The sequence below is a fragment of the Phycicoccus jejuensis genome, from assembly GCF_044797865.1.
Classification (GTDB): Bacteria; Actinomycetota; Actinomycetes; order Actinomycetales; family Dermatophilaceae; genus Phycicoccus; species Phycicoccus jejuensis.
The window spans coordinates 2,306,835-2,330,094 of sequence record NZ_CP085209.1; the positions used below are offsets into that span (position 1 = coordinate 2,306,835).

A 23,260-nucleotide genomic window follows, 5' to 3' on the forward strand; every position below is an offset into this window, starting at 1 on the left:
GCGGTGGTCCGCGTGCGACCGCAGGGGGATCCGCGCAGGTCGCCCGGAGCAGAGCGGCGTCAGCGGGGCCTGTGGATGACGGCGTCGGCACTCCCTCCCGACGTGCCACCGTCGGGGGATGCTCGGCGACCCGCCACCCGCACCCTTCGACCCCGCGCTCCTGCGCGGGGCGCCGGACCTGCGCCCGATGGGTATCGACCCCGGTCGCCGTGGGTGGCACCACGTGCGCCACGGCGCCTGGGTCGACGAGGCGGTGTGGCGCGGCCTGACGCCCGAGCAGCGACCCGCCGCCCTGGTGCACGCCACCGACCTCGCGGCGCGTCGCCCGGCCCGCAACATCTACGCGCTCGAGTCCGCCGCGGCGGTGTGGGGCCTGCCCGTCATCGGAGCCTGGCCCCAGCACGTCACCGTGCTGCGGAGCCGGGCCGAGCAGCGCGGCTCGGCCGTCGTGCGCGTCCACGTCGGCCTGCCGACCGGGGGCGTCCTGCGCGAGGGCCTCAGGGTCACCGAGGTGGCGCGAACGGTCGTCGACCTCGCCCGGATGCGGTCCTTCGAGTCGGGGCTCACGGCTGCGGACCACGCCCTGCGCCATGCGATGACGACGCCCGAGGCACTGGTCGCAGCTGCCGGTGACGTGCCGCCGCGCGTGTGGGGGCGGCCCCGGGCGCTGCTCGTGGCCGAGCTCGCCGACGGGCGCTCCATGTCGCCGGGCGAGAGCCTGTCCCGGGCCCGCATGTTCACGTTGCGGCTGCCGCGCCCGACGCTGCAGGTCCCGCTGGAGGACGACGAGGGCCTCGTCGGGTTCGGTGACTTCGGGTGGCCCGGGGTGGTCGGCGAGTTCGACGGCCGGCGCAAGTACGCCGTCCCGGCGGGCGCCGACGCCGTCGCGGCCGAGCGCGCGCTGTGGGCCGAGAAGCTGCGGGAGGACCGCATCCGACGCCGATGGCGCCTGGCTCGGTGGGTCTGGGCGGATGCGCTCGAGGAGGCACGGCTCGCGCGGATCCTCCTCGCCCAGGGGGTTCGTCCCGTGGCGCGACCACGGTGGGTGGACCTCGGCGCCCGCGACGCGTCATGACACCCCTGCTCCGCGCGACCTGCGGTGGTGCGCGTGCGCTCGCAGGGGGATCCGCGCAGATCGCGGGGGGAAGGGCCGCTGCGGGGGAGGCGGCGTGGTCCGGGGGGTGGGGCGCGGGACGGTACGATGATCGCTGATCCCCCACCCCTCGCCGGGGTGACGCGCGCCCGCCCGACGGTGGTGCGCCGCTTCCGAGACACGAGAGAGATCCCGCACGTGGCATCGACCAACGACCTCAAGAACGGCCTCGTCCTCAACCTCGAGGGCCAGCTGTGGTCCGTCGTGGAGTTCCAGCACGTCAAGCCGGGCAAGGGCCCCGCGTTCGTGCGGACGAAGCTGAAGAACGTCCTGTCCGGCAAGGTCGTCGACAAGACGTTCAACGCCGGCGTCAAGGTCGAGACGGCGAACGTCGACAAGCGCACGATGCAGTACCTCTACAACGACGGCACCGACTTCATCTTCATGGACGGTGACACCTACGACCAGCTCCCCGTGAGCCCCGAGGTCGTCGGCGACGCCGCGAAGTACCTCCTCGAGAACCAGGACGCGATCGTGGCCCGCCACGACGGCTCGGTCCTCTACATCGAGCTCCCCGCCTCGGTCATCCTCGAGATCACCTACACCGAGCCGGGCCTCCAGGGCGACCGCTCGACCGGCGGCACCAAGCCGGCGACCCTCGAGACCGGTGCCGAGGTCCAGGTCCCGCTCTTCCTCGAGCAGGGCACGAAGATCAAGGTCGACACCCGCGACGGCTCCTACCTCGGCCGGGTCAGCTGACCCGTGGCCGCTCGCACCAAGGCCCGCAAGCGCGCCCTCGACCTGCTGTTCGAGGCGGAGCAGCGGGGCATCGACGCCGCGGAGCTGCTGCGTGAGCGGCTGGCCACGCCGGTCACCGAGCACGCGCTGCCCGAGCTGACCGCCGACCTCGTCACCGGGGTCTCGGAGCGCCGCGAGACGATCGACGAGCTCATCACCACCTACGCGCAGGGCTGGTCCCTGAAGCGGATGCCCGCCGTCGACCGCAGCATCCTGCGGCTCGGCGCGTGGGAGGTCCTGTACTCGCCGGACGTCCCCGAGGCCGTCGCCATCAGCGAGTGGGTCGGGCTCGCCACCGAGCTCTCGACCGACGACAGCCCCCGGTTCGTCAACGGCCTGCTCGGCCGGCTCGCCGAGGTCAAGCCGACCCTCGCCTGAAAACCGGTTGCCGCAGTGCCGTGCGGGCGGCACGGTCGGGGGATGAGCGTCCGCCCGGCCACCACCGCCGACCTGCCGCTGCTCGGCCCTCTCGAGGACACCGGCGACCGGCAGTTCACCGACCTCTTCGGTGACCTCGGCTGGCCGGCGGCCACGCCGGGGGAGGAGCGCGCGGGGGTGCCGGGGTTCCTCCTCGTCGCGACCGGCGACGAGACCCCGGGCGCGCCGGTCGTCGGGTTCGCCCACGTCCTCGACCTCGGGGGCGCGTGGCACCTCGAGCAGCTCTCGGTCGACCCCGACCACCAGGGGCGAGGCCACGGCACCGCGCTGCTCGCGGCCGTCGACACCGAGGTCGCCGCGCGGGGCGGCGGCACGCTCACCCTCATGACCTACGCCGACGTCGCGTGGAACGGCCCGTTCTACGCGCGGCGGGGCTGGGTGGAGGTCGAGCCCCCGGACCGCCTCGCGCCGATGCTCGCGGCCGAGGAGCGCGAGGGGCTGGCGCGGCACGGTCGGCGGATCGCGATGGAGCGCTGCTGACGTAGCGTTCGCACCCGGGGGTCAGCGGGCGCCGGCGCTCGCGAAGACCACCTCGGGCCACGGGGACACGGCCAGCCAGGCGCGGTAGGTCTCGGTGTCCGCGTCCGCCGGCGGGAAGAGCGGCTGGCGTGCGGCCACCGCCGCGACGGCCGGACCGTCGGCGTCGTCCGCGCAGGAGGCCGCACCGGCAGTGGGGGGAGCGATGGTCGTCACGGGGGCCTCCTTCGGGATCGGGCGGGTGCTGCAACAACACCAGTGCATCACAGTGTGTTGGGTCAGGCATAGTGATGCGTTATGCGTCTCACGACCCGGATGACGTCCGTGCCGGGTGCCGCCCGTGGGGGCTGGCGCCGGCCCGCGCACCGTGCTGGACTGTGCGGATGAGCACGCTCGGGCCGCGGCTGGCCGCGGCGATCGCCGCCAAGGACCCCGACACCGTCCGCGCGCTCGTCGCCCCCGACGTCGACTTCCGTGGGCTCACCCCCGGCCGCGCGTGGGAGGGCACCGGCGCGGAGGCGCTCGTCGAGGTGTTGTTCGGCGCGTGGTTCGAGCCCTCCGACGAGGTCCGGGCGCTGCTCGACGTCACCGTCGGCGCGCCCGTGGAGGACACCGAGCGCGTCTCGTACCGGCTGGCGCTGCGCAACGGCGACGGGGACTTCACGGCCGAGCAGCAGGCGTACTACCGCACCGAGGGCGAGCGCATCACGTACCTGCGCGTGCTCTGCTCCGGCTTCCGGCCGCACACCTCCGGCTGACCGGCCGCACCCGCGGCACCCGCCGCGACCGTCGGGTCAGCGGCCGTCGCGCGGCCCGAAGACCGTCAGGGCCACCGCGTCGGAGTGCTCGCCCCGCACGTACTCGTCGACCCACGCCCGCGCGTCGGGGTAGGCGGACTCGGCGACGATGCGCTCGCACACGGCGTCGACGTCGATCTCGGTGTGCCGCAGCGAGACCTGACCGCCGGTCAGCAGGGCCCACGCCCCGCCGACCCGCCCGTAGGGCATCCCGATGCTGCCGGGGTTGACGACGAGCCGGCGGTCGACGAGCCGGACGAACGGCATGTGCGTGTGCCCGCAGCAGACGGTCCGCACCGCCTCGGGCACGTCCGCGAACGCCTCGGCCCACCGCCCGAGCCGCGTGTCGACGAGGACGACCTCGTCGTCGTCGCGGGGGCTGCCGTGGCAGAAGAGCACGTCGCCGAACCCCTCGACCGACCGGACCGCGGGGTGGGGGAGCCCGGCGAGCAGCTCCACCTGGTCGGGCCGCAGCACCTCCGCCGCGAACACCGACTCGGGGTGCTCGCAGCGGCCACCGCGCGCGACCTCGACGACCTCGCGGTCGGCGTTGCCCCGGACGAGCAGGCCCCGGTCACCGAGCGCGGTGAGGGCGTCGAGCGTCTCGACGGGCATCGGCCCCGACACGAGGTCGCCCGTCACGACGACGAGGTCGGCGGCGCGGACGTCGGGCTCGGCGAGGACGGCCTCGAGCACCGGGAGGACCCCGTGCGTGTCGGACAGCAGGGCGACGGAGCGGACGGCGACGACCATCCACCGACCCTAGGCGCGGCGGCGTCCACGGGGCGGGCCGGAGTGCGACCCGTCCGCCGTCGGCCGCTAGAGTGGCCACCGCAAGACCGCTCGACGTCCTTTAACGACCTGTCCCGTGAGGCAGGGAAGGAGGTCCGCGCCTGTGCGCGCTGACGACATGCTGCCCACCGCAGACGATGCCGCCGCTCCCGGTGCCCCCCGCACCGTGATGAGCGAGCCGGACGTCGCGAGAGCCCTCCGCCGCATCGCCCACGAGATCGTCGAGCGCAACAAGGGCGCCGACGACCTCGTGCTGCTCGGCATCCCGACCCGCGGGGTCGAGCTGTCGCGGCGCCTCGCGGCCCTCCTCCAGGAGGTCGAGGGCGTCGAGGTCCCGGTCGGGGCGCTCGACATCACGATGTTCCGCGACGACCTGCGCCACCAGCCGACCCGGGCGCCGATGCCGACGCGCATCCCGCCGGGCGGCGTCGACGACCGTGTCGTCGTCCTCGTCGACGACGTCCTCTACTCGGGCCGGACGATCCGCGCGGCGCTCGACGCCCTCGCCGACCTCGGCCGCCCGCGGGCCGTGCGCCTCGCCGTGCTCGTCGACCGCGGCCACCGTGAGCTGCCGATCCGGGCCGACCACGTCGGCAAGAACCTGCCGACGGCCCACAGCGAGCGGGTCATGGTGCGGCTCACCGGGGTCGACGACGCCGGCGACTCGGTGACCATCGCCTCCGGCGAGACGCGCGCCGGTCGCCCCTCGACCCCGGGAGGTGCGCGATGAGGCACCTGCTCTCCAGCGCGGACCTGACCCGCGACGACGTGCGGATGCTCCTGGCCACCGCCGCCGAGATGCACGACGTGCAGCGGCGGGACGTCAAGAAGCTGCCGACCCTGCGCGGCCGCACGATCATCAACCTCTTCTTCGAGGACTCCACCCGCACCCGCAGCAGCTTCGAGATCGCGGGCAAGTGGATGAGCGCCGACACGATCAACATCACCGGCAAGGGCTCCTCGACGAGCAAGGGCGAGTCCCTGCGCGACACCGTGATGACGATCGACGCGATGAGCGTCGACTGCGTCGTCATCCGCCACATGGCCAGCGGCGCCGCGCACCAGGTGGCGCAGTGGGTCGACGCGAGCGTCGTCAACGCCGGCGACGGCACCCACGAGCACCCGACCCAGGCCCTGCTCGACGCCTACACGATGGAGCAGCGCCTCGGCAGCCTCGAGGGGCGCCGGGTCGCGATCGTCGGCGACCTCACGCACAGCCGGGTCTTCCGCTCCAACGCCATCACGCTGCGCCGCCTCGGCGCCGAGGTCACGCTCGTCGCCCCGCCGACGCTCATGCCGAGCGGCATCCGGCCCTGGGCCGAGCGCGACGGCCTGCACCTCACCGACGACCTCGACGCCGTGCTCGCCGACGGTCCCGACGCGGTGATGATGCTCCGCGTCCAGCGCGAGCGGATGAGCGGCGGCTTCTTCCCCACCCCGAGGGAGTACACCGTGGGCTTCGGCCTGACCCGCGACCGGCTGCGCGCCCTGACCGACGCCAACCCCGAGGCGGTCATCTGCCACCCGGGCCCGATGAACCGCGGCCTCGAGATCAGCGCCGACGCCGCCGACGGGGCCCGCAGCCTCGTCCTCGACCAGGTGTCGGCGGGGGTGGCGGTGCGGATGGCCGTGCTCTACCACCTGCTGGCCGGCGAGGAGGTGGCCGCGTGAGCGACCTGCTCATCACCGGGGTCACCTGGCACGACGCCGACGGCACGCCGCGGACCGGCGACGTCGCCGTCCGCGAGGGGACGGTCACCGAGGTCGGCCGCGTCGAGGACACCGAGGGCCTGACCCGCCACGACGCCGACGGCCTCACCCTCCTGCCCGGCTTCGTCGACCTGCACACCCACCTGCGCCAGCCCGGCCGCGAGGACGCCGAGACCGTCGTGTCCGGCTCGCGCGCCGCCGCGGTCGGCGGCTACACGGCGGTCCTCGCGATGGCCAACACGACCCCGGTCACCGACACCGCCGAGGCGGCCGAGCACGTCCAGCGCCTCGGGCGCGACTGCGGGCTCGTCGACGTCGTCCCGGTCGGCGCCGTGACCAAGGGCCTCGAGGGCGCCGAGCTCGCCGAGCTCGGGCTCATGCACCGCAGCCGTGCCCGGGTCACCGTCTTCTCCGACGACGGGCGCTGCGTGGCCGACCCCCGCGTCATGCGCCGCGCGCTGGAGTACCTGCGGCCCTTCGACGGGGTCGTCAGCCAGCACAGCCAGGACCCCTCGCTCGCCGGCCCGCAGGCCTGCTGCCACGAGGGCGAGCTGTCCGGGCGCCTCGGCCTGCCGGGGTGGCCGCCGGTCGCGGAGGCGAGCATCATCGCCCGCGACGCGATGCTCGCCCGGCACACCGGCGGGCGGGTCCACGTCGCGCACGTGAGCACCGCCGAGGGCCTGGACGTCGTGCGCTGGGCGAAGGAGCGCGGCATCCGGATGACCGCCGAGGTGGCGCCGCACCACCTCGCGCTCGGCACCGACCTGCTGACCGGCTACGACCCGGTCTACAAGGTCAACCCGCCGCTGCGTCCCACCGAGGACCAGGAGGCGCTGTGCGAGGGCCTCGCCGACGGCACGATCGACGCCGTCGCCACCGACCACGCCCCGCACGCGCGGCACGACAAGGAGCACGCGTTCGTCGACGCCGCGTTCGGGATGCTCGGCCTCGAGACCGCGTTCTCGGTCGTCCACGACCTCCTCGTCACCACCGGCCGGATGTCGATGGCCGACCTCGCCCGTGTCCTCTCGACGGCGCCGGCGGGCATCGCCCGCCTCGCCGACCACGGTCGTCCCGTCGCCCCCGGCGAGCCGGCCAACCTCGTGCTCGTCGACCCCACGGCAGCGGTCACCGTCGACCGTGACGCCTCCCACTCCCTGTCCCGCAACACCCCGTGGCACGGGCGCACCCTCACCGGGGCCGTGCACACGACGATCCTGCGCGGTGCCGTCACCGCGCGGGAAGGAGAGCCCGCACCGTGCTGACCACCCGCGAACCCGCCGTCCTCGTCCTCGAGGACGGGCGCACCTTCACCGGCTCCGCCTACGGCCGCCGCGGCGAGACCGTCGGCGAGGCCGTCTTCTCGACCGGCATGACCGGCTACCAGGAGACGCTCACCGACCCGAGCTACCACCGCCAGGTCGTCGTCATGACGGCGCCGCACGTCGGCAACACCGGCTGGAACGACGAGGACGACGAGTCGGGCCGCATCTGGGTCGCGGGCTACGTCGTGCGCGACCCCGCGCTGCGCCCCTCGAGCTGGCGCAGCCGCCGCACCCTCGAGGACGAGCTCGACGCGCAGGGCGTCGTCGGCATCTGCGACGTCGACACCCGGGCCCTGACCCGCCACCTGCGCGAGCGCGGCGCGATGCGGGTCGGCATCTTCTCCGGCGAGCTCGCCGCGCGCCCGCGCCCGGAGCTCCTGCAGCGGGTCACCGAGGCGCCGCCGATGACCGGCGCCTCGCTCGCCGCCGAGGTCGCCACGAAGGAGGCCTACGTCGTGCCGCCGGTGGGGGAGAAGCGGTTCACCGTCGCCGCCGTCGACCTCGGCATCAAGTCCAACACCCCGCGGATGATGGCCGAGCGCGGCATCGAGGTGCACGTCCTGCCGGCCACCGCGACCCTCGAGGAGGTCCGCGCGGCCGGCCCCGACGGCGTGTTCTTCTCCAACGGCCCCGGCGACCCGGCGACGGCCGACGTCCAGGCCGAGCTGCTCCGGGGCGTGATGCGCGAGGGCATCCCGTACTTCGGCATCTGCTTCGGCAACCAGATCCTCGGCAAGGCGCTCGGGTTCGGCACGTACAAGCTCAAGTACGGCCACCGCGGCATCAACCAGCCGGTCATGGACCGCACGACCGGCAAGGTCGAGGTCACCGCCCACAACCACGGGTTCGCCGTCGACGCCCCGCTCGAGGGCTCGACGAGCACCGACTTCGGCGAGGCGAGCGTCAGCCACGTCTGCCTCAACGACGACGTCGTCGAGGGCCTCGAGGTCCGGCGGGACGGGCGGCTCGTCGCCTTCTCCGTCCAGTACCACCCGGAGGCCGCGGCCGGCCCGCACGACGCCGCCTACCTCTTCGACCGCTTCTGCGATCTCATGACCACCACCCAGGAGGTGCGCGCCTGATGCCGAAGCGCGACGACATCAAGTCCGTCCTCGTCATCGGCTCCGGCCCGATCGTCATCGGGCAGGCGTGCGAGTTCGACTACTCCGGCACCCAGGCCTGCCGGGTGCTGCGCGAGGAGGGCATCCGCGTCGTCCTCGTCAACTCCAACCCGGCGACGATCATGACCGACCCGGAGTTCGCGGACGCCACCTACATCGAGCCGATCACCCCCGAGATCGTCGAGAAGATCATCGCCAGGGAGCGGCCGGACGCCGTCCTCGCGACCCTCGGCGGCCAGACCGCGCTCAACTGCGCGATGGAGCTGCACGAGCGTGGCGTCCTCGAGCGCTACGGCTGCCCGCTCATCGGCGCCAACGTCGAGGCCATCCAGCTCGGCGAGGACCGCGAGAAGTTCAAGGGCGTGGTCGACCGCTGCGGCGCCGAGTCGGCCCGCTCTGCCATCTGCCACACGATGGACGACCTCATGGCCGCCGCCGACGACCTCGGCTACCCGGTCGTCGTCCGCCCGTCCTTCACGATGGGCGGCCTCGGGTCCGGCTTCGCGCACACCCCGGAGGAGCTGCGGCGCATCGGCGGCGCGGGCCTGCAGTACAGCCCGGTCACCGAGGTGCTCCTCGAGGAGTCGATCCTCGGCTGGAAGGAGTACGAGCTCGAGCTGATGCGCGACACGGCCGACAACGTCGTCGTCGTCTGCTCCATCGAGAACCTCGACCCGATGGGCGTGCACACCGGCGACTCGATCACCGTCGCACCGGCCCTCACCCTCACCGACCGCGAGTACCAGCGGCTGCGCGACATCAGCATCGCCGTCATCCGCGAGGTCGGCGTCGACACCGGCGGCTGCAACATCCAGTTCGCGGTCAACCCCGAGGACGGCCGGATCATCGTCATCGAGATGAACCCGCGCGTCTCGCGCTCCTCGGCGCTGGCGTCCAAGGCCACCGGCTTCCCGATCGCGAAGATCGCGGCGCGGATGGCCATCGGGTACACGCTCGACGAGGTGCCCAACGACATCACGCAGGAGACCCCGGCCTCCTTCGAGCCGACGCTCGACTACGTCGTCGTCAAGTGCCCGCGCTTCGCGTTCGAGAAGTTCCCCGCGGCCGACGACACGCTGACCACGACGATGAAGTCGGTCGGCGAGGCGATGGCCATCGGCCGCTCCTTCACCGAGGCGCTCCAGAAGGCGCTGCGCTCGCTCGAGAAGGCCGGCAGCAGCTTCCACTGGGACGGCCCGCGGCCGACGACCGAGGCGGCCCGCGCGCTGCTCGACTCGGCGCGCCGGCCCACCGACGGCCGCCTCGTCCAGGTGCAGCAGGCGCTGCGCGGCGGCCTGTCGGTCGAGGAGGTCCACGACGCGACCGGCATCGACCCGTGGTTCCTCGACCAGATCGAGCTCGTCAACGAGGTCGCCGAGCACGTCGCGACCGCCGAGGAGCTGACCCCCGAGCTGCTGCGCCTCGCGAAGCGCCACGGCTTCAGCGACACCCAGCTCGCGTCGCTGCGCCGGATGCCCGAGGCCGTCGTCCGCGGCGTCCGCCACGCGCTCGGGGTGCGCCCGGTCTACAAGACGGTCGACACCTGCGCGGCCGAGTTCGCCGCCCGGACGCCGTACCACTACAGCGCCTACGACGAGGAGACCGAGGTGACGCCGCGCGAGCGGCCCGCCGTGCTCATCCTCGGTTCGGGCCCGAACCGGATCGGGCAGGGTGTCGAGTTCGACTACTCCTGCGTCCACGCGAGCTTCGCCCTGCGCGACGCCGGCTACGACACCGTGATGGTCAACTGCAACCCCGAGACGGTCTCGACCGACTACGACACGAGCAGCCGCCTCTACTTCGAGCCGCTGACCCTCGAGGACGTCCTCGAGGTCGTCCACGCCGAGCAGCAGGCCGGCCCCGTCGCCGGCGTCGTCGTCCAGCTCGGCGGGCAGACCCCGCTCGGCCTGGCCAAGGCGCTCAAGGAGGCGGGCGTGCCGATCGTCGGCACCTCGCCCGAGGCCATCGACCTCGCCGAGGACCGCGGGGCGTTCGGCCGCGTCCTCCACGAGGCCGACCTGCCCGCCCCGAAGCACGGCACGGCGTACAGCGCGGCCGAGGCCGTCGAGATCGCCCGCGAGATCGGCTACCCGGTGCTCGTGCGCCCGTCGTACGTCCTCGGCGGCCGCGGGATGGAGATCGTCTACGACGACGAGACGCTCTCGGGCTACGTCGAGCGCGCGACCGTCGCGAGCCCGGAGCACCCGGTGCTCGTCGACCGCTTCCTCGACGACGCGATCGAGATCGACGTCGACGTCCTCTACGACGGTGAGGAGATGTACCTCGGCGGGATCATGGAGCACGTCGAGGAGGCCGGCATCCACTCCGGCGACTCCTCGTGCGCGCTGCCGCCGGTCACCCTCGGCGCGACCGAGCTCGAGCGGGTGCGCGAGTCGACCCTCAAGCTGGCGCAGGGCATCGGCGTGCGCGGCCTCATGAACGTCCAGTTCGCGCTCGCCCAGGACATCCTCTACGTCCTCGAGGCCAACCCGCGGGCGTCGCGCACGGTGCCGTTCGTCGCCAAGGCGACCGGTGTGGCCCTCGCCAACGCGGCGGCCCGGATCATGCTCGGCGCCTCGATCGCGCAGCTGCGTGAGGAGGGCGTCCTGCCCCGCCACGTCGACGGCGGCCGGATGCCGGCCAGCGCGCCGGTGTCGGTCAAGGAGGCCGTCCTGCCCTTCAAGCGGTTCCGGACCGCCGAGGGCCTGGTCGTCGACAGCCTGCTCGGCCCGGAGATGCGCTCGACCGGCGAGGTCATGGGCATCGACCGCGACTTCGGCCGGGCGTTCGCCAAGAGCCAGCTCGGCGCGCTCAGCGGGTTGCCCACGAGCGGAACGGTGTTCGTGTCCGTGGCCAACCGCGACAAGCGCGCGATCATCTTCCCGGTCAAGCGGCTGGTCGACCTCGGCTTCCGCATCCTGTCGACCTCGGGCACAGCAGAGGTGCTGCACCGCAACGGGATCGAGGCCGACGTGGTGCGCAAGCACGCCGAGCGCGGCGAGCACGAGCAGTCGGTGGTCGACCTCATCAACGCGGGCGAGATCGACATGGTCGTCAACAGCCCGAGCGGACCGAGCGCCACGACGCGCGCCGACGGCTACGCCATCCGGGCCGCGACGGCCGCGATGGACAAGCCGATCGTCACCACCGTGCAGCAGCTGTCGGCGGCCGTCCTCGCCATCGAGGCCGTGCAGCGTGACGACCTCGACGTCATGTCGCTGCAGGAGCACACGGCGGCCCTCGACCTGTTCGGCATCGGGGCGCAGGCGTGAGCGGGAGCGGGGTCGTCCAGGTCGCCGGCGAGGTCGTCGCCAACCGGCGGGTCGGGGCCTACCACCACCTGACGATCGTCGCGCCGGGCGTCGCCGAGCTCGCCCGGCCCGGCCAGTTCGTCGCGCTCGCGGTCGGCGGCCCGACGTCGGCCAACCTCCTGCGCCGCTGCTTCTCGCTGCACAAGGTCAAGGCGTCGGGCACCTACGGCGGCACCCTCGACGTCGTCGTCGCCGCGCACGGCCCGGGCACGCAGTGGCTGACCGGCCTGTCGACGCACGACGCCGTCGACGTCGTCGCGCCCCTCGGCCGGCCCTTCCCGCTGCCGGCCGAGCCGGTGCCCTGCGTCCTCGTCGGCGGCGGCTACGGCTCCGCGCCGCTGTTCTGGCTCGCCGAGGCCCTGCGCGAGCGCGGCTGCCACGTCGAGATGGTGCTCGGCGCGGCGTCCGAGGACCGGCTCTTCGGCGTCGTCGAGGCGCGGCGCAGCGCCGACGGCGTCACCGTCACCACCGACGACGGATCGGCCGGGCGCAGGGGCTGGGTCTCCGACGTCCTCGGCGAGGTGGTCGACCGCACCGGGGCCGGCGTCGTCTACGCCTGCGGCCCGATGGGGATGCTCCGCTCGGTCACCGAGGTCGCACAGGCCCACGGGGCCGTCGCGCAGGTGGCCGTCGAGGAGTCGATGGCCTGCGGCATCGGCGTCTGCATGACGTGCGTCATGCCGGTCCGCGGCACCGACGGCACGACCCGGATGGTCCGCTCCTGCGTCGAGGGTCCGGTCTTCCGCGGCGACCTCGTGCGCTGGGACGCCATCGGCGGGGGCATCACCCGCGTGCCCGAGGACGCGGTGGGCGCCCCGAGGCCGGGGGGTCACTGATGGTCGACATGAGCACGACGCTCGCCGGCGCCACGCTGCCCAACCCGGTGATGACCGCGTCCGGCTGCGCCGCCAACGGCAAGGAGCTGCACCGCTTCTTCCCGGTCTCCGACCTCGGCGCGTTCGTCACCAAGACCGTGATGCGCGACCCGCGCTCCGGCCGGCCGACGCCGCGGATGGCCGAGACCTCGTCCGGGATGCTCAACTCGATCGGCCTCCAGGGGCCGGGCATCGACGCCTTCTGCGAGCAGGACCTGCCGTGGCTCGCCGCACAGGGTGCCCGGGTGCTCGTCTCGGTCGCGGGCAACACCGCCGAGGAGTTCGGCGAGGTCATCCAGCGCCTCGTCGCCTCGCCCGCGTGGCCGTGCGTCGTCGGCGTCGAGGCGAACATCTCCTGCCCCAACGTCGCCAACCGCGGGCTCGTCTTCGCCTGCGACCCGGTCTCGTCCGAGCGCGTCGTCCAGATCGTCCGCACCCGCGTGCCCGAGGGGGTGCCGGTGTTCGCCAAGCTCACCCCCGACGTCACCGACATCGTCGCGATCGCCGACGCGGTGCTGCGCGCCGGCGCCGACGGCCTGACGATGATCAACACCCTGCTCGGCATCGTCATCGACACCGACCTGCTGCGCCCGCAGCTCGCCGGCGTCACCGGCGGGCTCTCCGGCCCGGCCGTGCGCCCGGTCGCCGTCCGCGCCGTGTGGCAGGTCACCGCCGCGATGCGCGCGGGCACCATCCCGACAGCACCGGTCATCGGGGTCGGGGGAGTGCGCACCGGGGCGGACGCGCTCGAGCTCGTCGCCGCCGGCGCCTCGGCGGTGCAGGTCGGCACCGCCACGTTCAACGACCCGTCCGCGCCGCGCCGCGTGCTCACCGAGCTCGAGGAGCACCTCGCGCGGCACGGCTTCACCCGCTTCGCCGACGCCGTCGGCGTCGCCCACGAGAGGATGGCCGCCCTGTGAGCCAGGTTCCCTTCGGCACGCGGCTGCGCACCGCGATGGACGAGCACGGCCCGTTCTGCCCCGGCATCGACCCGCACGCCGCCCTCCTCGAGGCCTGGGGCCTGCCGGACACGGTCGACGGCCTCGAGCGCTTCGCGATGACCTGCGTCGAGGCCTTCGGGGGCCAGGTCGCGTGCGTCAAGCCGCAGTCCGCGTTCTTCGAGCGGTTCGGGTCGCGCGGCGTCGCCGTCCTCGAGCGGACCCTCGAGGCCCTGCGCGAGGCCGGCACGCTGTCGCTGCTGGACGCCAAGCGCGGCGACATCGGCACGACGATGGGCGGCTACGCGCAGGCCTACCTCTCCGACGACTCGCCGGTGCGTGCCGACGCGGTGACCGTCAGCCCCTTCCTCGGCTACGGCTCGCTGCGGCCCGCGCTCGACCTCGCCGCCGCCACGGGGCGCGGCGTGTTCGTCCTCGCGCTCACCTCCAACCCGGAGGGTCCGTCCGTCCAGCACGCGGCCGTCGACGGGCGCACCGTCGCCGCGTCGGTCGTCGAGGGAGCCGCCGCCGACAACGCCGACGCGCGCTCCGCCGGAGGTCTCGGGAGCGTCGGGCTCGTCGTCGGCGCGACGGTCGGCGACGCCGCCCACACCCTCGGCCTCGACCTCGCCGGGTCGGCCGCGCCGCTGCTCGCCCCGGGCCTGGGCGCCCAGGGCGGGACCCCCGAGGGGCTGCGCGCGACCTTCGGCGACGCCCTGCCCCAGGTGCTCGGCAACAGCTCCCGCGAGGTGCTCGGCGCGGGTCCCGACACCACCTCGCTGCGTGCCGCGGCCCGCCGTTCCGCGGCCGAGCTGGTGGCCGTCGTCGAGGCGGCGCGGCCCTGACTCGGGAGCGCTCCCGCGACCGGTAGAGTCGGTCGGGTACAGCCGGGTGTTGAGCAGCCAGCACTCGCAGTGACAGCAAGGATCCGATTCCGTGGCTCTCCCCCCGCTCACCCAGGAACAGCGCGCGGCCGCGCTCGAGAAGGCCGCCGCCTCACGACGTGAACGTGCCGAGGTGAAGAACCGCCTCAAGCACGGCGGTGCCTCCCTCGGAGGCGTCATCGAGGACGGGAAGGTGAACGACGTCATCGGCAAGATGCGCGTCTCTGCCCTCCTCGAGTCGATGCCGGGCGTCGGCCGGGTGCGAGCCCGCCAGATCATGGAGGAGGTCGGCATCAGCGAGAGCCGACGCGTCCGTGGCCTGGGCCAGAACCAGGTCGCGGCGCTGCTGCAGCGCTTCGGGCGGCAGTGACGACCCCCTCCCGCCTCACGGTCCTCGCCGGTCCCACCGCGGTCGGCAAGGGGACCCTCGCGGCGTACGTCCGTGAGCACCACCCCGAGGTGTGGCTGTCGGTGTCGGCGACGACCCGACGGCCGCGACCCGGGGAGGTCGAGGGCGTGCACTACCACTTCGTCTCCGACGAGCAGTTCGACCGGATGGTCGAGCAGGGCGAGCTCCTCGAGTGGGCCGTCGTCCACGGCCGGGCCAAGTACGGCACACCGCGCGGACCGGTCGAGGAGGTCCTCGCGACCGGTCGTCCGGCCCTGCTCGAGATCGACCTCCAGGGCGCCCGCCAGGTGCGCGAGTCCATGCCCGACGCGTTCTTCGTCTTCCTCGCGCCCCCGAGCTGGGACGAGCTGGTCCGCCGGCTCGTGGGCCGGGGCACCGAGGACGAGGAGGAGCGGGCGGCCCGCCTCGACACCGCGCGCATCGAGCTCGCGGCCGCCGAGGAGTTCGACGTCACCGTCGTCAACGACGACGTTCGGCGCGCGGCCGAGGACCTCGTATCATGGACGCGAACCCCTGTCCCCGCAACGAAACGAGACTGACGCGTGTCCGGAACCACGGCGAACCCCATCGGCATCACCAACCCGCCGATCGACGAGCTCCTCGAGCAGGCCGACTCCAAGTACGCCCTCGTCCTCTACTCCGCGAAGCGGGCCCGGCAGATCAACGCCTACTACGCCCAGCTCCAGGAGGGCCTCCTCGAGTACGTCGGCCCGCTCGTCGACTCCGAGGTCCACGAGAAGCCGCTCTCCATCGCCCTGCGCGAGATCAACGAGGGCCTGCTCACCTCCGAGCCCACCAACGAGCCCTCCGAGGGCTGACGCCCGTGAAGGTCGTCCTCGGGGTCGCCGGGGGCATCGCCGCCTACAAGGCGTGCTCGCTCCTGCGCCTGCTCTCCGAGGCCGGCCACGACGTCACCGTCGTCCCCACCGCCTCCGCCCTCCACTTCGTCGGTGAGGCGACGTGGGCGGCGCTGTCGGGCAAGCCGGTCCACACGGACGTGTGGTCCGACATCACCGAGGTCCCGCACGTGCGGATCGGCCAGGAGGCCGACCTCGTCGTCGTCGCGCCGGCCACGGCCGACCTGCTCGCGCGGGCGGCCAGCGGGCAGGCGGACGACCTGCTGACCAACGTCCTGCTCACCGCGCGGTGCCCGGTCGTCATGGCCCCGGCCATGCACACCGAGATGTACGAGCACCCGGCGACGCAGGCGAACATCGCCACCCTCACCGAGCGCGGCGTCCACGTCGTGCCGCCGGCCTCGGGGCGCCTGACCGGCCGCGACACGGGCCCGGGACGCCTGCCGGAGCCGGAGCAGCTCTTCGAGGTCTGCGTGCGCGAGCTCGCGCGAGGCGCCGGGGGAGCGGCGCCGTCCGGTGCGGCGGCCGCTCGGGCTCCCCGGGGTGACCTCGCGGGCCGGCGCGTCGTCGTCACCGCCGGCGGTACCCGCGAGCCGCTCGACCCCGTCCGCTACCTCGGCAACCGGTCGTCCGGCAAGCAGGGCTACGCCCTCGCCGCCGTCGCGGCCGGGCGCGGCGCCGAGGTCGTCCTCGTCTCCGCCGCCTCGCTCGAGGCGCCCGCCGGGGTGCGGGTCGTCCGCGTCGAGACGGCGCTCGAGATGGAGGCAGCCGTCCGCGCCGAGGCGGCCGAGGCGGACGTCGTCGTCATGGCCGCGGCCGTCGCCGACTTCCGGCCGTCGAGCTACGCCGACCACAAGATCAAGAAGACGCACGAGCCCGGTGCCGACGGGAGCGCGGACGAGTCCGCGCCGGTCGTCACCCTGGTGCGCAACCCCGACATCCTCGCCGGCCTCGTCGCCGCGCGCGGCGGGGCGGCTGCGCCGGTCGTCGTCGGGTTCGCCGCCGAGACCGGCGACGAGAGCGCCTCGGTGCTCGAGCACGGGCGCGCCAAGCTCGCCCGCAAGGGCTGCGACGTCCTCGTCGTCAACGAGGTCGGCGCCGACGTGACGTTCGGCAAGGACGACAACACCGTGCACGTCCTGCGCCGGGGGAGCGACGCCGTCCTCGACGTCGGTCCGGTCACGAAGACCGCTGTCGCGCAGGCCGTCTGGGACGTCGTCACCGACATCCTCTGACCGGTCGGTCACCAGCCCCGCGGCACCGGCTTGGGTCGAACGGGGCGGGTCAGCGGCGGGCGCCGGCCTTCTTGCCGCGGGGAGCCTTCGCCGTGGGCTGCGCGTCGGCCTCGGCGGTGTCCTCCGCCTCGACCTCCTCGTCGACCTCGGGCTCGGTCTCCTCGATGTCGTCGGTCCCGGTCTCGGTGTCGTGCGCCTCGACGGGCTGCACCTCGTCCGACTCCTGCTGCTCGACGGGCTGCGCGTCGGCCTCGGTCGCGTGGACCTCCTCGACCGCGACCTCCTCGCGCTCCGGCTCCGCGGCGGGTGCGGGCGCGGGCTCCTCGACCGCCCCGACGGCCGCCGGGCCGCCCAGCGTCGCGAGCATGTTGCGGACGTTGGAGAGCTGGGCCGTGATGCTGTCGCGGCGCGCGGTCGCGGCGGCCAGCTCGCGCTCGGAGTCGCGGCGGACGCGGTCGGCCTGCTCCTTGGCGGTGCGGACGAGGCCGGCGGCCTCGGCGCGCGCGGCCTCGAGGACCCGGGCGGCCTCGCCGGTCTTGGCGGCGTGGTCCTCCTCGGCCTCGCGGGCGAGGAGGTCGGCGCGCTCCTGCACGGCGGCCAGGGCGTCGTCCTGTGCGGCGATCTGCGCGTTGAACTCGGCCGCGGCGGCCTCGCGACGCTCGCCGAGCGTCGTCTCGAAGTCCGCGGCCTGCTGCGCGGTGCGGGCCCGCTGCTGCTCGTAGTAGGCCTCGGCCTCCTCGCGCCGGGCGGCGGCCTCGCGGGCCGCGTCGTCGACGATCGCGTCGGCCTCGGCCTTCGCCTGCGCCACCACCTGGGCCGCGGCGGCGTCGGCGCGCCCGCGGACCTCCTCGGCGTAGCGGTCGGCCTCGGCCCGTGCCAGCGCGGACTCCTCGGTCGCCACGCGCCGGGCCTCGTCGGCGTCGGCGGCGGCGGCCGCGCGGATGGCCCCGGCCTCCTCGTCGGCGAGCCCGAGCATCGTCCCGATGCGCTCGCCGAGGTCGGCGAAGGTCGGGCTGGAGGCCTTGCGCGCGTCCTCCTCGAGCGAGGCGAGCCGTGAGCGGTGCTCCTCGAGCTGCGCCGCCGTCGCCTCGTGGTCCTGGCGTGCCTTGGTCAGCTGCACCGACGTCTCCGCGGCCTCCTGCCGGGCCGACTCCGACTCCTGGCGCGCCGTGTCGACGGCCTGGTGCAGGGCCGCGAGGTGGGCGTCGACCTGCACCGGGTCGTAGCCGCGGAAGACGGTGGGGAACTCGGGGTGGGTCATGCGGACTCCTCGTCGGGGGTGGGGGCCTCGGGGGTGGGTGCGTCGGTGGTCGGGGGTGCGTCGTCGTGCACGTCCAGCGCCTCGATGACACCCGTGAGCCGACTCAGCTGGGTGGTGATGGCGTCACGTCGCGCGGCGAGTGTATGCACCTCGGCGCGGGCCCGTTCGACGGCGGCGTGCGCCTCGGCGCGGACCAGGTCGGCGCGGGCACGGGCGTCGTCCGAGAGCCGGGTGATCTCGGCGCGGGCGGCGCGGTGCGACTCGTGCGCCTCGCGCTGCATGCGCTCGACGTCGGCGGCGACCTCGTGCCGGACGCGGCGGGCGCCCTCCTCGGCGTCGGCGACCCGGCGCTCGGCGCGGAGCGTGGCCTCCGCCTCGCGCCGGCGCGCCTCCTCGAGGATGCGCTCGGACTCGCGCGCCGCGGCCTCCCGGGTCCGCTCCGCGTCGGCGCGCGCCTCGGCGAGCACGCTCTCGGCCTGCTCGCGCATCCGACGGGCCGCGGCGTCGGCCTCGGCCAGCCGGTCGCGGCTCTTCGCCCCCGCGCTGCCGAGCAGGGTCTGGACACGCTGCCGGTGCGTGCGGGTGCGCTCGACGATCTCGGCGTGGTGCTCGCGGGTGCGCCGCTCGCGCTCCTCCTCCGTCCGCGCCAGGACCTCGCGCACGGTGCCCTGGGCCCACGCGAGGTGGCGCTCGGCCGCCTCGACGACGGAGGCCGCCTCGGCCTCCGCGGCGGCGGCCAGCCGGGTGGCCTCCCGCTGCGCGTCCTCGACGAGCAGCTCGGCCTCGACCCGGGCGCCGCGCTCGCGGGTCGTCAGCTCCGCGATGCGCCGGGCGACCTCGGTCTCGGCCTCCTCGCGGTGACGGACCGCGAACGACTCCGCCGCCTCGCGCAGGGCGGCCAGCTCGCCGTGGGTCGTGGTGCTCAGGGCCTCGAGCTCGGCCGCGTGCCGGGCGTGCTCGTCCTGCCACCGCTCCTGGTGGGCCCGCTCGTCGTCGGCGAGGCGTGCCATCGTCGTGTCGTGCTCGGCCCGGGCGCGCTCCAGCACCGCGGCCGCGCGCTCCTCGGCGTCGCGCACGAGCGTGGCGGACTGCTCCTCGGCGAGACCGATGGCCTCGTCGCTCACCTTCGTCGCCCGCTCGCGCAGCAGGGCGGCCTGGTCGGAGGCGTCGGCGAGGAGGATCTCGACCTCGGCGCGGGTGTCGGCCAGGCGCTGGTCGGACTCGGCGCGGGCGTCCTCCAGCCGGGCGGTCAGCTCGGCGAGCTCGTGCGCGGCGCGGTCGCTCTCGGCGCGCACCCGGGCGGCCTCGGCCCGCGCCTCGCTCAGCTCGCGGCCCGCGTCCTCGCGCAGCTGGTCGGCCAGCTCCTGGGCGCGCGTGAGGAGCGAGAGCGCCTCGTCGACCGGCCCCGCGGGCGCGGCGGGGTCGTTCCCGGCGCGCACCGGCTCGTCGTGGATCCCCTCGGACACGCGCGCCATGATTTCACGTGCGGCCGGGGGGGACGGACCGGGCGGCTGTCGTGTTCCACGGACCGGTATCTTGGGCCGGGCGTGCCCGCTCAGGTCCGGGGGCGCCCGTCCATCGAAGGAGTTGCCGCGTGTCCGCACGTCTGTTCACGTCCGAGTCGGTCACCGAGGGTCACCCGGACAAGATCTGCGACCAGATCTCCGACAGCATCCTCGACGCGATGCTCGAGCAGGACCCGCACAGCCGGGTCGCCGTCGAGACGATGGTGACGACCGGCCTGGTCCACGTCGCTGGCGAGGTGACGACCGAGGCGTACGTCGAGATCCCGCGGATCGTGCGCGAGACGGTGCTCGGCATCGGCTACGACAGCTCGACGAAGGGCTTCGACGGCGCGTCGTGCGGCGTAGAGGTCTCGATCGGCCAGCAGAGCCCCGACATCGCCCAGGGCGTCGACACCGCCTTCGAGAACCGCAGCGGCGGCGTCGACCCCAAGGACAAGCAGGGCGCCGGCGACCAGGGCCTGATGTTCGGCTACGCGTGCGACGACACCCCCGAGCTCATGCCGCTGCCGATCTACCTCGCGCACCGGCTCTCCGAGCGCCTCACGGCGGTCCGCAAGGACGGCGAGCTGTCGTACCTCCGCCCCGACGGCAAGACCCAGGTCACCATCGCCTACGACGGCGACACCGCCGTTTCGCTCGACGCCGTCGTGCTCTCGACCCAGCACGCCGAGGACGTCAGCCTCGAGGGCCTGCTGCAGCCCGACATCCGCACCCACGTCATCGAGCCGGTCCTCGCCGAGCTCGCCGACGGCGGCACGGACCTGCGCACCGACTCCTACCGCACCTACATCAACCCCACCGGCAAGTTCGTCATCGGTGGTCCGATGGGTGACGCGGGCCTGACCGGCCGCAAGATCATCGTCGACACCTACGGCGGGATGGCCCGCCACGGCGGCGGCGCGTTCTCGGGCAAGGACCCGTCGAAGGTCGACCGCTCGGCGGCGTACGCCACCCGCTGGGTCGCGAAGAACGTCGTCGCCGCGGGCCTGGCCCGCCGCTGCGAGGTCCAGGTCGCCTACGCCATCGGCGTCGCGCAGCCGGTCGGCCTCTACGTCGAGACCTTCGGCACCGAGACCGCCCCGGTCGAGAAGATCCAGGACGCGATCCGCCGCGTCTTCGACCTGCGCCCGCTCGCGATCCTCGAGAACCTCGACCTGCTCCGTCCCATCTACAAGCCGACCGCCGCCTACGGCCACTTCGGGCGCACCGCGGTCGAGGGCGTCGAGAACGCCTTCACCTGGGAGCGCACCGACCGCGTCGAGGCGCTGCAGCGCGCGGTGGCCGGCTGACCGGCCGCTCGTCCACAGCCGGAGCCCGCCGCCCCCGAGGGGGTCGGCGGGCTCCGCTAGGTTCGGGGCCGTGAGCGGGACGGACGAGGCGGGGGAGCAGCTGGCCCTCCTCGCCGGTGCCCGGCCCGCCCGCCCGCGCCTGCGGGGCGAGGACCCTCCGGCCGACGAGCGTCCCGTCGCGCTCGTCCAGGTCGACACCGGCCTGGCCCACCTCGACCGGCCGTTCGAGTACGTCGTCCCCGCGTCGATGGCGCAGGGCGCGATCCCCGGGGCGCGGGTCAAGGTCCGCTTCGCCGGGCAGGACCTCGACGGCTGGGTTCTCGAGCGTCGGGACGAGGCCGAGCACACCGGGCGGCTCAGCCCCCTGCGGAGGCTCGTCTCGCCCGAACCAGTCCTCACCCCGGCCGTCCTCGACGCGGCGCGCACCGTGGCCCGCCGGTACGCCGGCACCCTCGGCGACGTCCTGCGCCTCGCGGTGCCCCCGCGGCACGCTCGCGCCGAGCAGGCGCTCGCCGCCGACGCCCCCGAGCAACCGCCGCTGCCGGACGCCCCGTCCGGGGCCTGGGCGCCGTACGCGGCGGGGGAGGCGTTCCTCGCCCGGCTGCGCTCCGGGGGCGACCCCGGCGCCGCGGTCCTCGCCCTGCCGGCCACCGACCCGTCGCGGGCCTGGCCGGCCCTGCTCGCCGAGGCGGTGCGGGCCACGGTCGAGGGCGGGCGCGGGGCGGTCGTCGTCGTGCCGGACCACCGTGACGTCGTGCGGACGGAGGCCGCGCTCGTCGCGGCGCTCGGTCCGGGCCGGCACACCCGCCTGACCGCCGACCAGGGCCCGCAGGCCCGCTACACCGCCTTCCTCAAGGCGCTGCGCGGCCACGTGCCGGTCGTCGTCGGCACCCGCGCGGCGGCCTTCGCCCCGGTCGCCGACCTCGGGCTCGTCGTCTGGTGGGACGACGGCGACGACCTGCTCGACGAGCCACGGGCCCCCTACCCGCACGTCCGTGAGGTGCTGCTCGCCCGGGCCGCGCGCGAGGGCACGGCCGTGCTCGCCGCCGGCCACGTGCGCTCCGCGGCCGTCGCCGACCTCGTCGCGTCCGGGCGTCTCTCGGTCGTCGAGGCCCCGCGGCGGGCCGTCCGCGATGCCGTGCCCGCCGTCCGGGTCGCCGGGGAGGGCGCCGACGTCGAGCGGGACCCCGCGGTGGCGGCGGCGCACCTGCCGAGCGTCGCCTGGCGGGCCGCGAAGGAGGCGCTCGCGGCGGGGCCGGTGCTCGTCCAGGTGCCACGGCGCGGCTACCTGCCCTCGCTCTCGTGCCAGGACTGTCGTCGCCCTGCCCGCTGCCGGGTGTGCTCGGGCCCGCTCGGGCTCACCGGCCCGCAGCGTCCGCCGGCGTGTCGCTGGTGCGGTCGCGTCGAGACCGCCTTCTCCTGCCCCAGCTGCTCCGGCACCCGGCTGCGCTCGTCGGTCGTCGGTGCCCGGCGGACCGCCGAGGAGCTCGGGCGCGCCTTCCCCGGCGTCCCCGTGGAGCGCTCGGGTGCGGGCACGGTGCTCGACGCGGTCGAGGGCACCCCGCGCCTCGTCGTCGCGACGCCCGGCGCGGAGCCGGTGGCCGAGGGCGGGTACGCCGCTGCCCTCCTCCTCGACGCGTGGGCCCTGCTCGACCGGCCCACGCTCGACGCCGGCGAGGAGGCGCTGCGCCGGTGGTGCTCCGCCGCCGCGCTCGTGCGTCCGGCTGCGGCCGGTGGCCGCGTCGTGCTCGCCGGCGCGCCGCTCCACGTCACCGTCCCGGCCGTCGAGGCCCTCGTGCGGTGGGACCCCGCGTGGTTCGCCGAGCGCGAGCTCGCCGAGCGGCGCGAGCTGTCGCTGCCCCCCACGGCGCGCGTCGCGGCCCTGACCGGCTCCCGGGCCGCCGTGGCCGCCGCCCTCGACGAGCTCACGCTGCCGGAGGGAGGCACCGTGCTGGGTCCGCTGCCGCACGGCGAACAGCGCTGGCGCACCCTCGTCACCGTGCCGACCGGTGCCGGTCCGGAGCTGACGAGCGAGCTCTCCGCCCTCCGGGCGAAGGCGTCGGCCCGCAAGGACCCCGACCCGGTCACCGTGCGGGTCGACCCGCGCGACCCCGCCGGCTGACC

At 74.7% G+C, this 23,260-nt stretch carries 23 protein-coding genes; 19 read left to right on the top strand and 4 right to left on the bottom strand.

All coding sequences use genetic code 11. From position 1 onward, the window contains the following. Positions 1–118 precede the first annotated feature (118 nt). The 4 genes from LG324_RS10935 to LG324_RS10950 all read left to right on the top strand — a co-directional run bounded on the left by LG324_RS10935 (position 119) and on the right by LG324_RS10950 (position 2,809). Positions 119–1,075, top strand: coding sequence for a hypothetical protein (locus tag LG324_RS10935; RefSeq protein WP_404347810.1), 957 nt, complete (start codon positions 119–121; stop codon positions 1,073–1,075). Positions 1,076–1,291: 216 nt separating this feature from the next. Beyond that, positions 1,292–1,852 carry an elongation factor P gene (gene efp, locus LG324_RS10940; RefSeq protein WP_030528275.1) on the top strand — a complete coding sequence of 187 codons (561 nt, stop codon included), beginning with the start codon at positions 1,292–1,294 and terminating at the stop codon, positions 1,850–1,852. A gap of 3 nt (positions 1,853–1,855) precedes the next feature. Next, positions 1,856–2,269 (top strand): transcription antitermination factor NusB, encoded by a 414-nt coding sequence (nusB, locus tag LG324_RS10945; RefSeq protein WP_030528276.1) that lies wholly within the window; start codon positions 1,856–1,858, stop codon positions 2,267–2,269. A gap of 42 nt (positions 2,270–2,311) precedes the next feature. Beyond that, the gene (locus LG324_RS10950; protein WP_404347813.1) at positions 2,312–2,809 is read left to right on the top strand and encodes a GNAT family N-acetyltransferase; all 498 of its coding nucleotides are present in this window, start codon (positions 2,312–2,314) and stop codon (positions 2,807–2,809) included. 21 nt (positions 2,810–2,830) lie between these two features. On the opposite strand, the gene LG324_RS10955 is transcribed toward LG324_RS10950, so the two are convergent. After that, the gene (locus tag LG324_RS10955; protein WP_404347816.1) at positions 2,831–3,022 is read right to left on the bottom strand and encodes a hypothetical protein; all 192 of its coding nucleotides are present in this window, start codon (positions 3,020–3,022) and stop codon (positions 2,831–2,833) included. A gap of 167 nt (positions 3,023–3,189) precedes the next feature. On the opposite strand from LG324_RS10955, the gene LG324_RS10960 reads away from it, so the two are divergent. Beyond that, positions 3,190–3,564, top strand: a complete 375-nt coding sequence (locus tag LG324_RS10960) for a nuclear transport factor 2 family protein (RefSeq protein WP_030528279.1) — start codon at positions 3,190–3,192, stop codon at positions 3,562–3,564. A gap of 36 nt (positions 3,565–3,600) precedes the next feature. Here the strand turns inward: LG324_RS10960 and LG324_RS10965 are convergent, their stop codons facing one another. Next, on the bottom strand, positions 3,601–4,356 hold the full coding sequence (locus LG324_RS10965) for a metallophosphoesterase family protein (protein ID WP_404347818.1): 756 nt from the start codon (positions 4,354–4,356) through the stop codon (positions 3,601–3,603). A 157-nt stretch (positions 4,357–4,513) separates the two neighbouring features. On the opposite strand from LG324_RS10965, the gene pyrR reads away from it, so the two are divergent. From pyrR to coaBC, 12 genes are all read left to right on the top strand, one after another. After that, entirely contained in the window at positions 4,514–5,125 is a 612-nt protein-coding gene (gene pyrR / locus LG324_RS10970; protein WP_051750499.1) for a bifunctional pyr operon transcriptional regulator/uracil phosphoribosyltransferase PyrR, read from the top strand. Next, positions 5,122–6,066, top strand: coding sequence for an aspartate carbamoyltransferase catalytic subunit (locus LG324_RS10975; RefSeq protein WP_030528282.1), 945 nt, complete (start codon positions 5,122–5,124; stop codon positions 6,064–6,066). The genes pyrR and LG324_RS10975 overlap by 4 nt, the downstream gene beginning before the upstream one ends. Then, positions 6,063–7,370, top strand: coding sequence for a dihydroorotase (locus tag LG324_RS10980; RefSeq protein ID WP_404347822.1), 1,308 nt, complete (start codon positions 6,063–6,065; stop codon positions 7,368–7,370). The genes LG324_RS10975 and LG324_RS10980 overlap by 4 nt, the downstream gene beginning before the upstream one ends. Further along, entirely contained in the window at positions 7,364–8,512 is a 1,149-nt protein-coding gene (gene carA, locus LG324_RS10985; RefSeq protein WP_404347824.1) for a glutamine-hydrolyzing carbamoyl-phosphate synthase small subunit, read from the top strand. The genes LG324_RS10980 and carA overlap by 7 nt, the downstream gene beginning before the upstream one ends. After that, the gene (carB, locus tag LG324_RS10990; protein ID WP_404347827.1) at positions 8,512–11,823 is read left to right on the top strand and encodes a carbamoyl-phosphate synthase large subunit; all 3,312 of its coding nucleotides are present in this window, start codon (positions 8,512–8,514) and stop codon (positions 11,821–11,823) included. The genes carA and carB overlap by 1 nt, the downstream gene beginning before the upstream one ends. Continuing rightward, positions 11,820–12,698, top strand: a complete 879-nt coding sequence (locus LG324_RS10995; protein WP_030528286.1) for a dihydroorotate dehydrogenase electron transfer subunit — start codon at positions 11,820–11,822, stop codon at positions 12,696–12,698. The genes carB and LG324_RS10995 overlap by 4 nt, the downstream gene beginning before the upstream one ends. An 8-nt stretch (positions 12,699–12,706) precedes the next feature. Beyond that, complete coding sequence (locus LG324_RS11000) at positions 12,707–13,657, top strand: dihydroorotate dehydrogenase (protein ID WP_404347829.1); 951 nt, start codon at positions 12,707–12,709, stop codon at positions 13,655–13,657. A 35-nt stretch (positions 13,658–13,692) separates the two neighbouring features. Further along, complete coding sequence (pyrF, locus tag LG324_RS11005; RefSeq protein ID WP_245616139.1) at positions 13,693–14,520, top strand: orotidine-5'-phosphate decarboxylase; 828 nt, start codon at positions 13,693–13,695, stop codon at positions 14,518–14,520. Between the two features lie 91 nt (positions 14,521–14,611). Next, positions 14,612–14,929: an integration host factor, actinobacterial type gene (mihF, locus tag LG324_RS11010; RefSeq protein WP_030528289.1), complete on the top strand. Its 318-nt coding sequence runs from the start codon at positions 14,612–14,614 to the stop codon at positions 14,927–14,929. Continuing rightward, entirely contained in the window at positions 14,926–15,507 is a 582-nt protein-coding gene (gene gmk / locus LG324_RS11015; RefSeq protein WP_030528290.1) for a guanylate kinase, read from the top strand. Before mihF ends, gmk begins: the two co-directional genes overlap by 4 nt. Before the next feature lie 3 nt (positions 15,508–15,510). Beyond that, positions 15,511–15,786 (top strand): DNA-directed RNA polymerase subunit omega, encoded by a 276-nt coding sequence (gene rpoZ / locus LG324_RS11020; protein ID WP_030528291.1) that lies wholly within the window; start codon positions 15,511–15,513, stop codon positions 15,784–15,786. 5 nt (positions 15,787–15,791) lie between these two features. Beyond that, positions 15,792–17,060, top strand: a complete 1,269-nt coding sequence (gene coaBC, locus LG324_RS11025) for a bifunctional phosphopantothenoylcysteine decarboxylase/phosphopantothenate--cysteine ligase CoaBC (protein ID WP_404347832.1) — start codon at positions 15,792–15,794, stop codon at positions 17,058–17,060. A gap of 49 nt (positions 17,061–17,109) precedes the next feature. Here the strand turns inward: coaBC and LG324_RS11030 are convergent, their stop codons facing one another. Beyond that, entirely contained in the window at positions 17,110–18,321 is a 1,212-nt protein-coding gene (locus LG324_RS11030; protein ID WP_404347835.1) for a DivIVA domain-containing protein, read from the bottom strand. Beyond that, positions 18,318–19,787, bottom strand: a complete 1,470-nt coding sequence (locus LG324_RS11035; protein WP_404347837.1) for a hypothetical protein — start codon at positions 19,785–19,787, stop codon at positions 18,318–18,320. Before LG324_RS11035 ends, LG324_RS11030 begins: the two co-directional genes overlap by 4 nt. A gap of 128 nt (positions 19,788–19,915) precedes the next feature. Between LG324_RS11035 and metK the strand changes: the two genes are divergently transcribed. Next, the gene (metK, locus tag LG324_RS11040) at positions 19,916–21,136 is read left to right on the top strand and encodes a methionine adenosyltransferase (protein ID WP_404347840.1); all 1,221 of its coding nucleotides are present in this window, start codon (positions 19,916–19,918) and stop codon (positions 21,134–21,136) included. Positions 21,137–21,206: 70 nt separating this feature from the next. Then, positions 21,207–23,258: a primosome assembly protein PriA gene (locus LG324_RS11045; RefSeq protein WP_404347842.1), complete on the top strand. Its 2,052-nt coding sequence runs from the start codon at positions 21,207–21,209 to the stop codon at positions 23,256–23,258. Positions 23,259–23,260 lie beyond the last annotated feature (2 nt).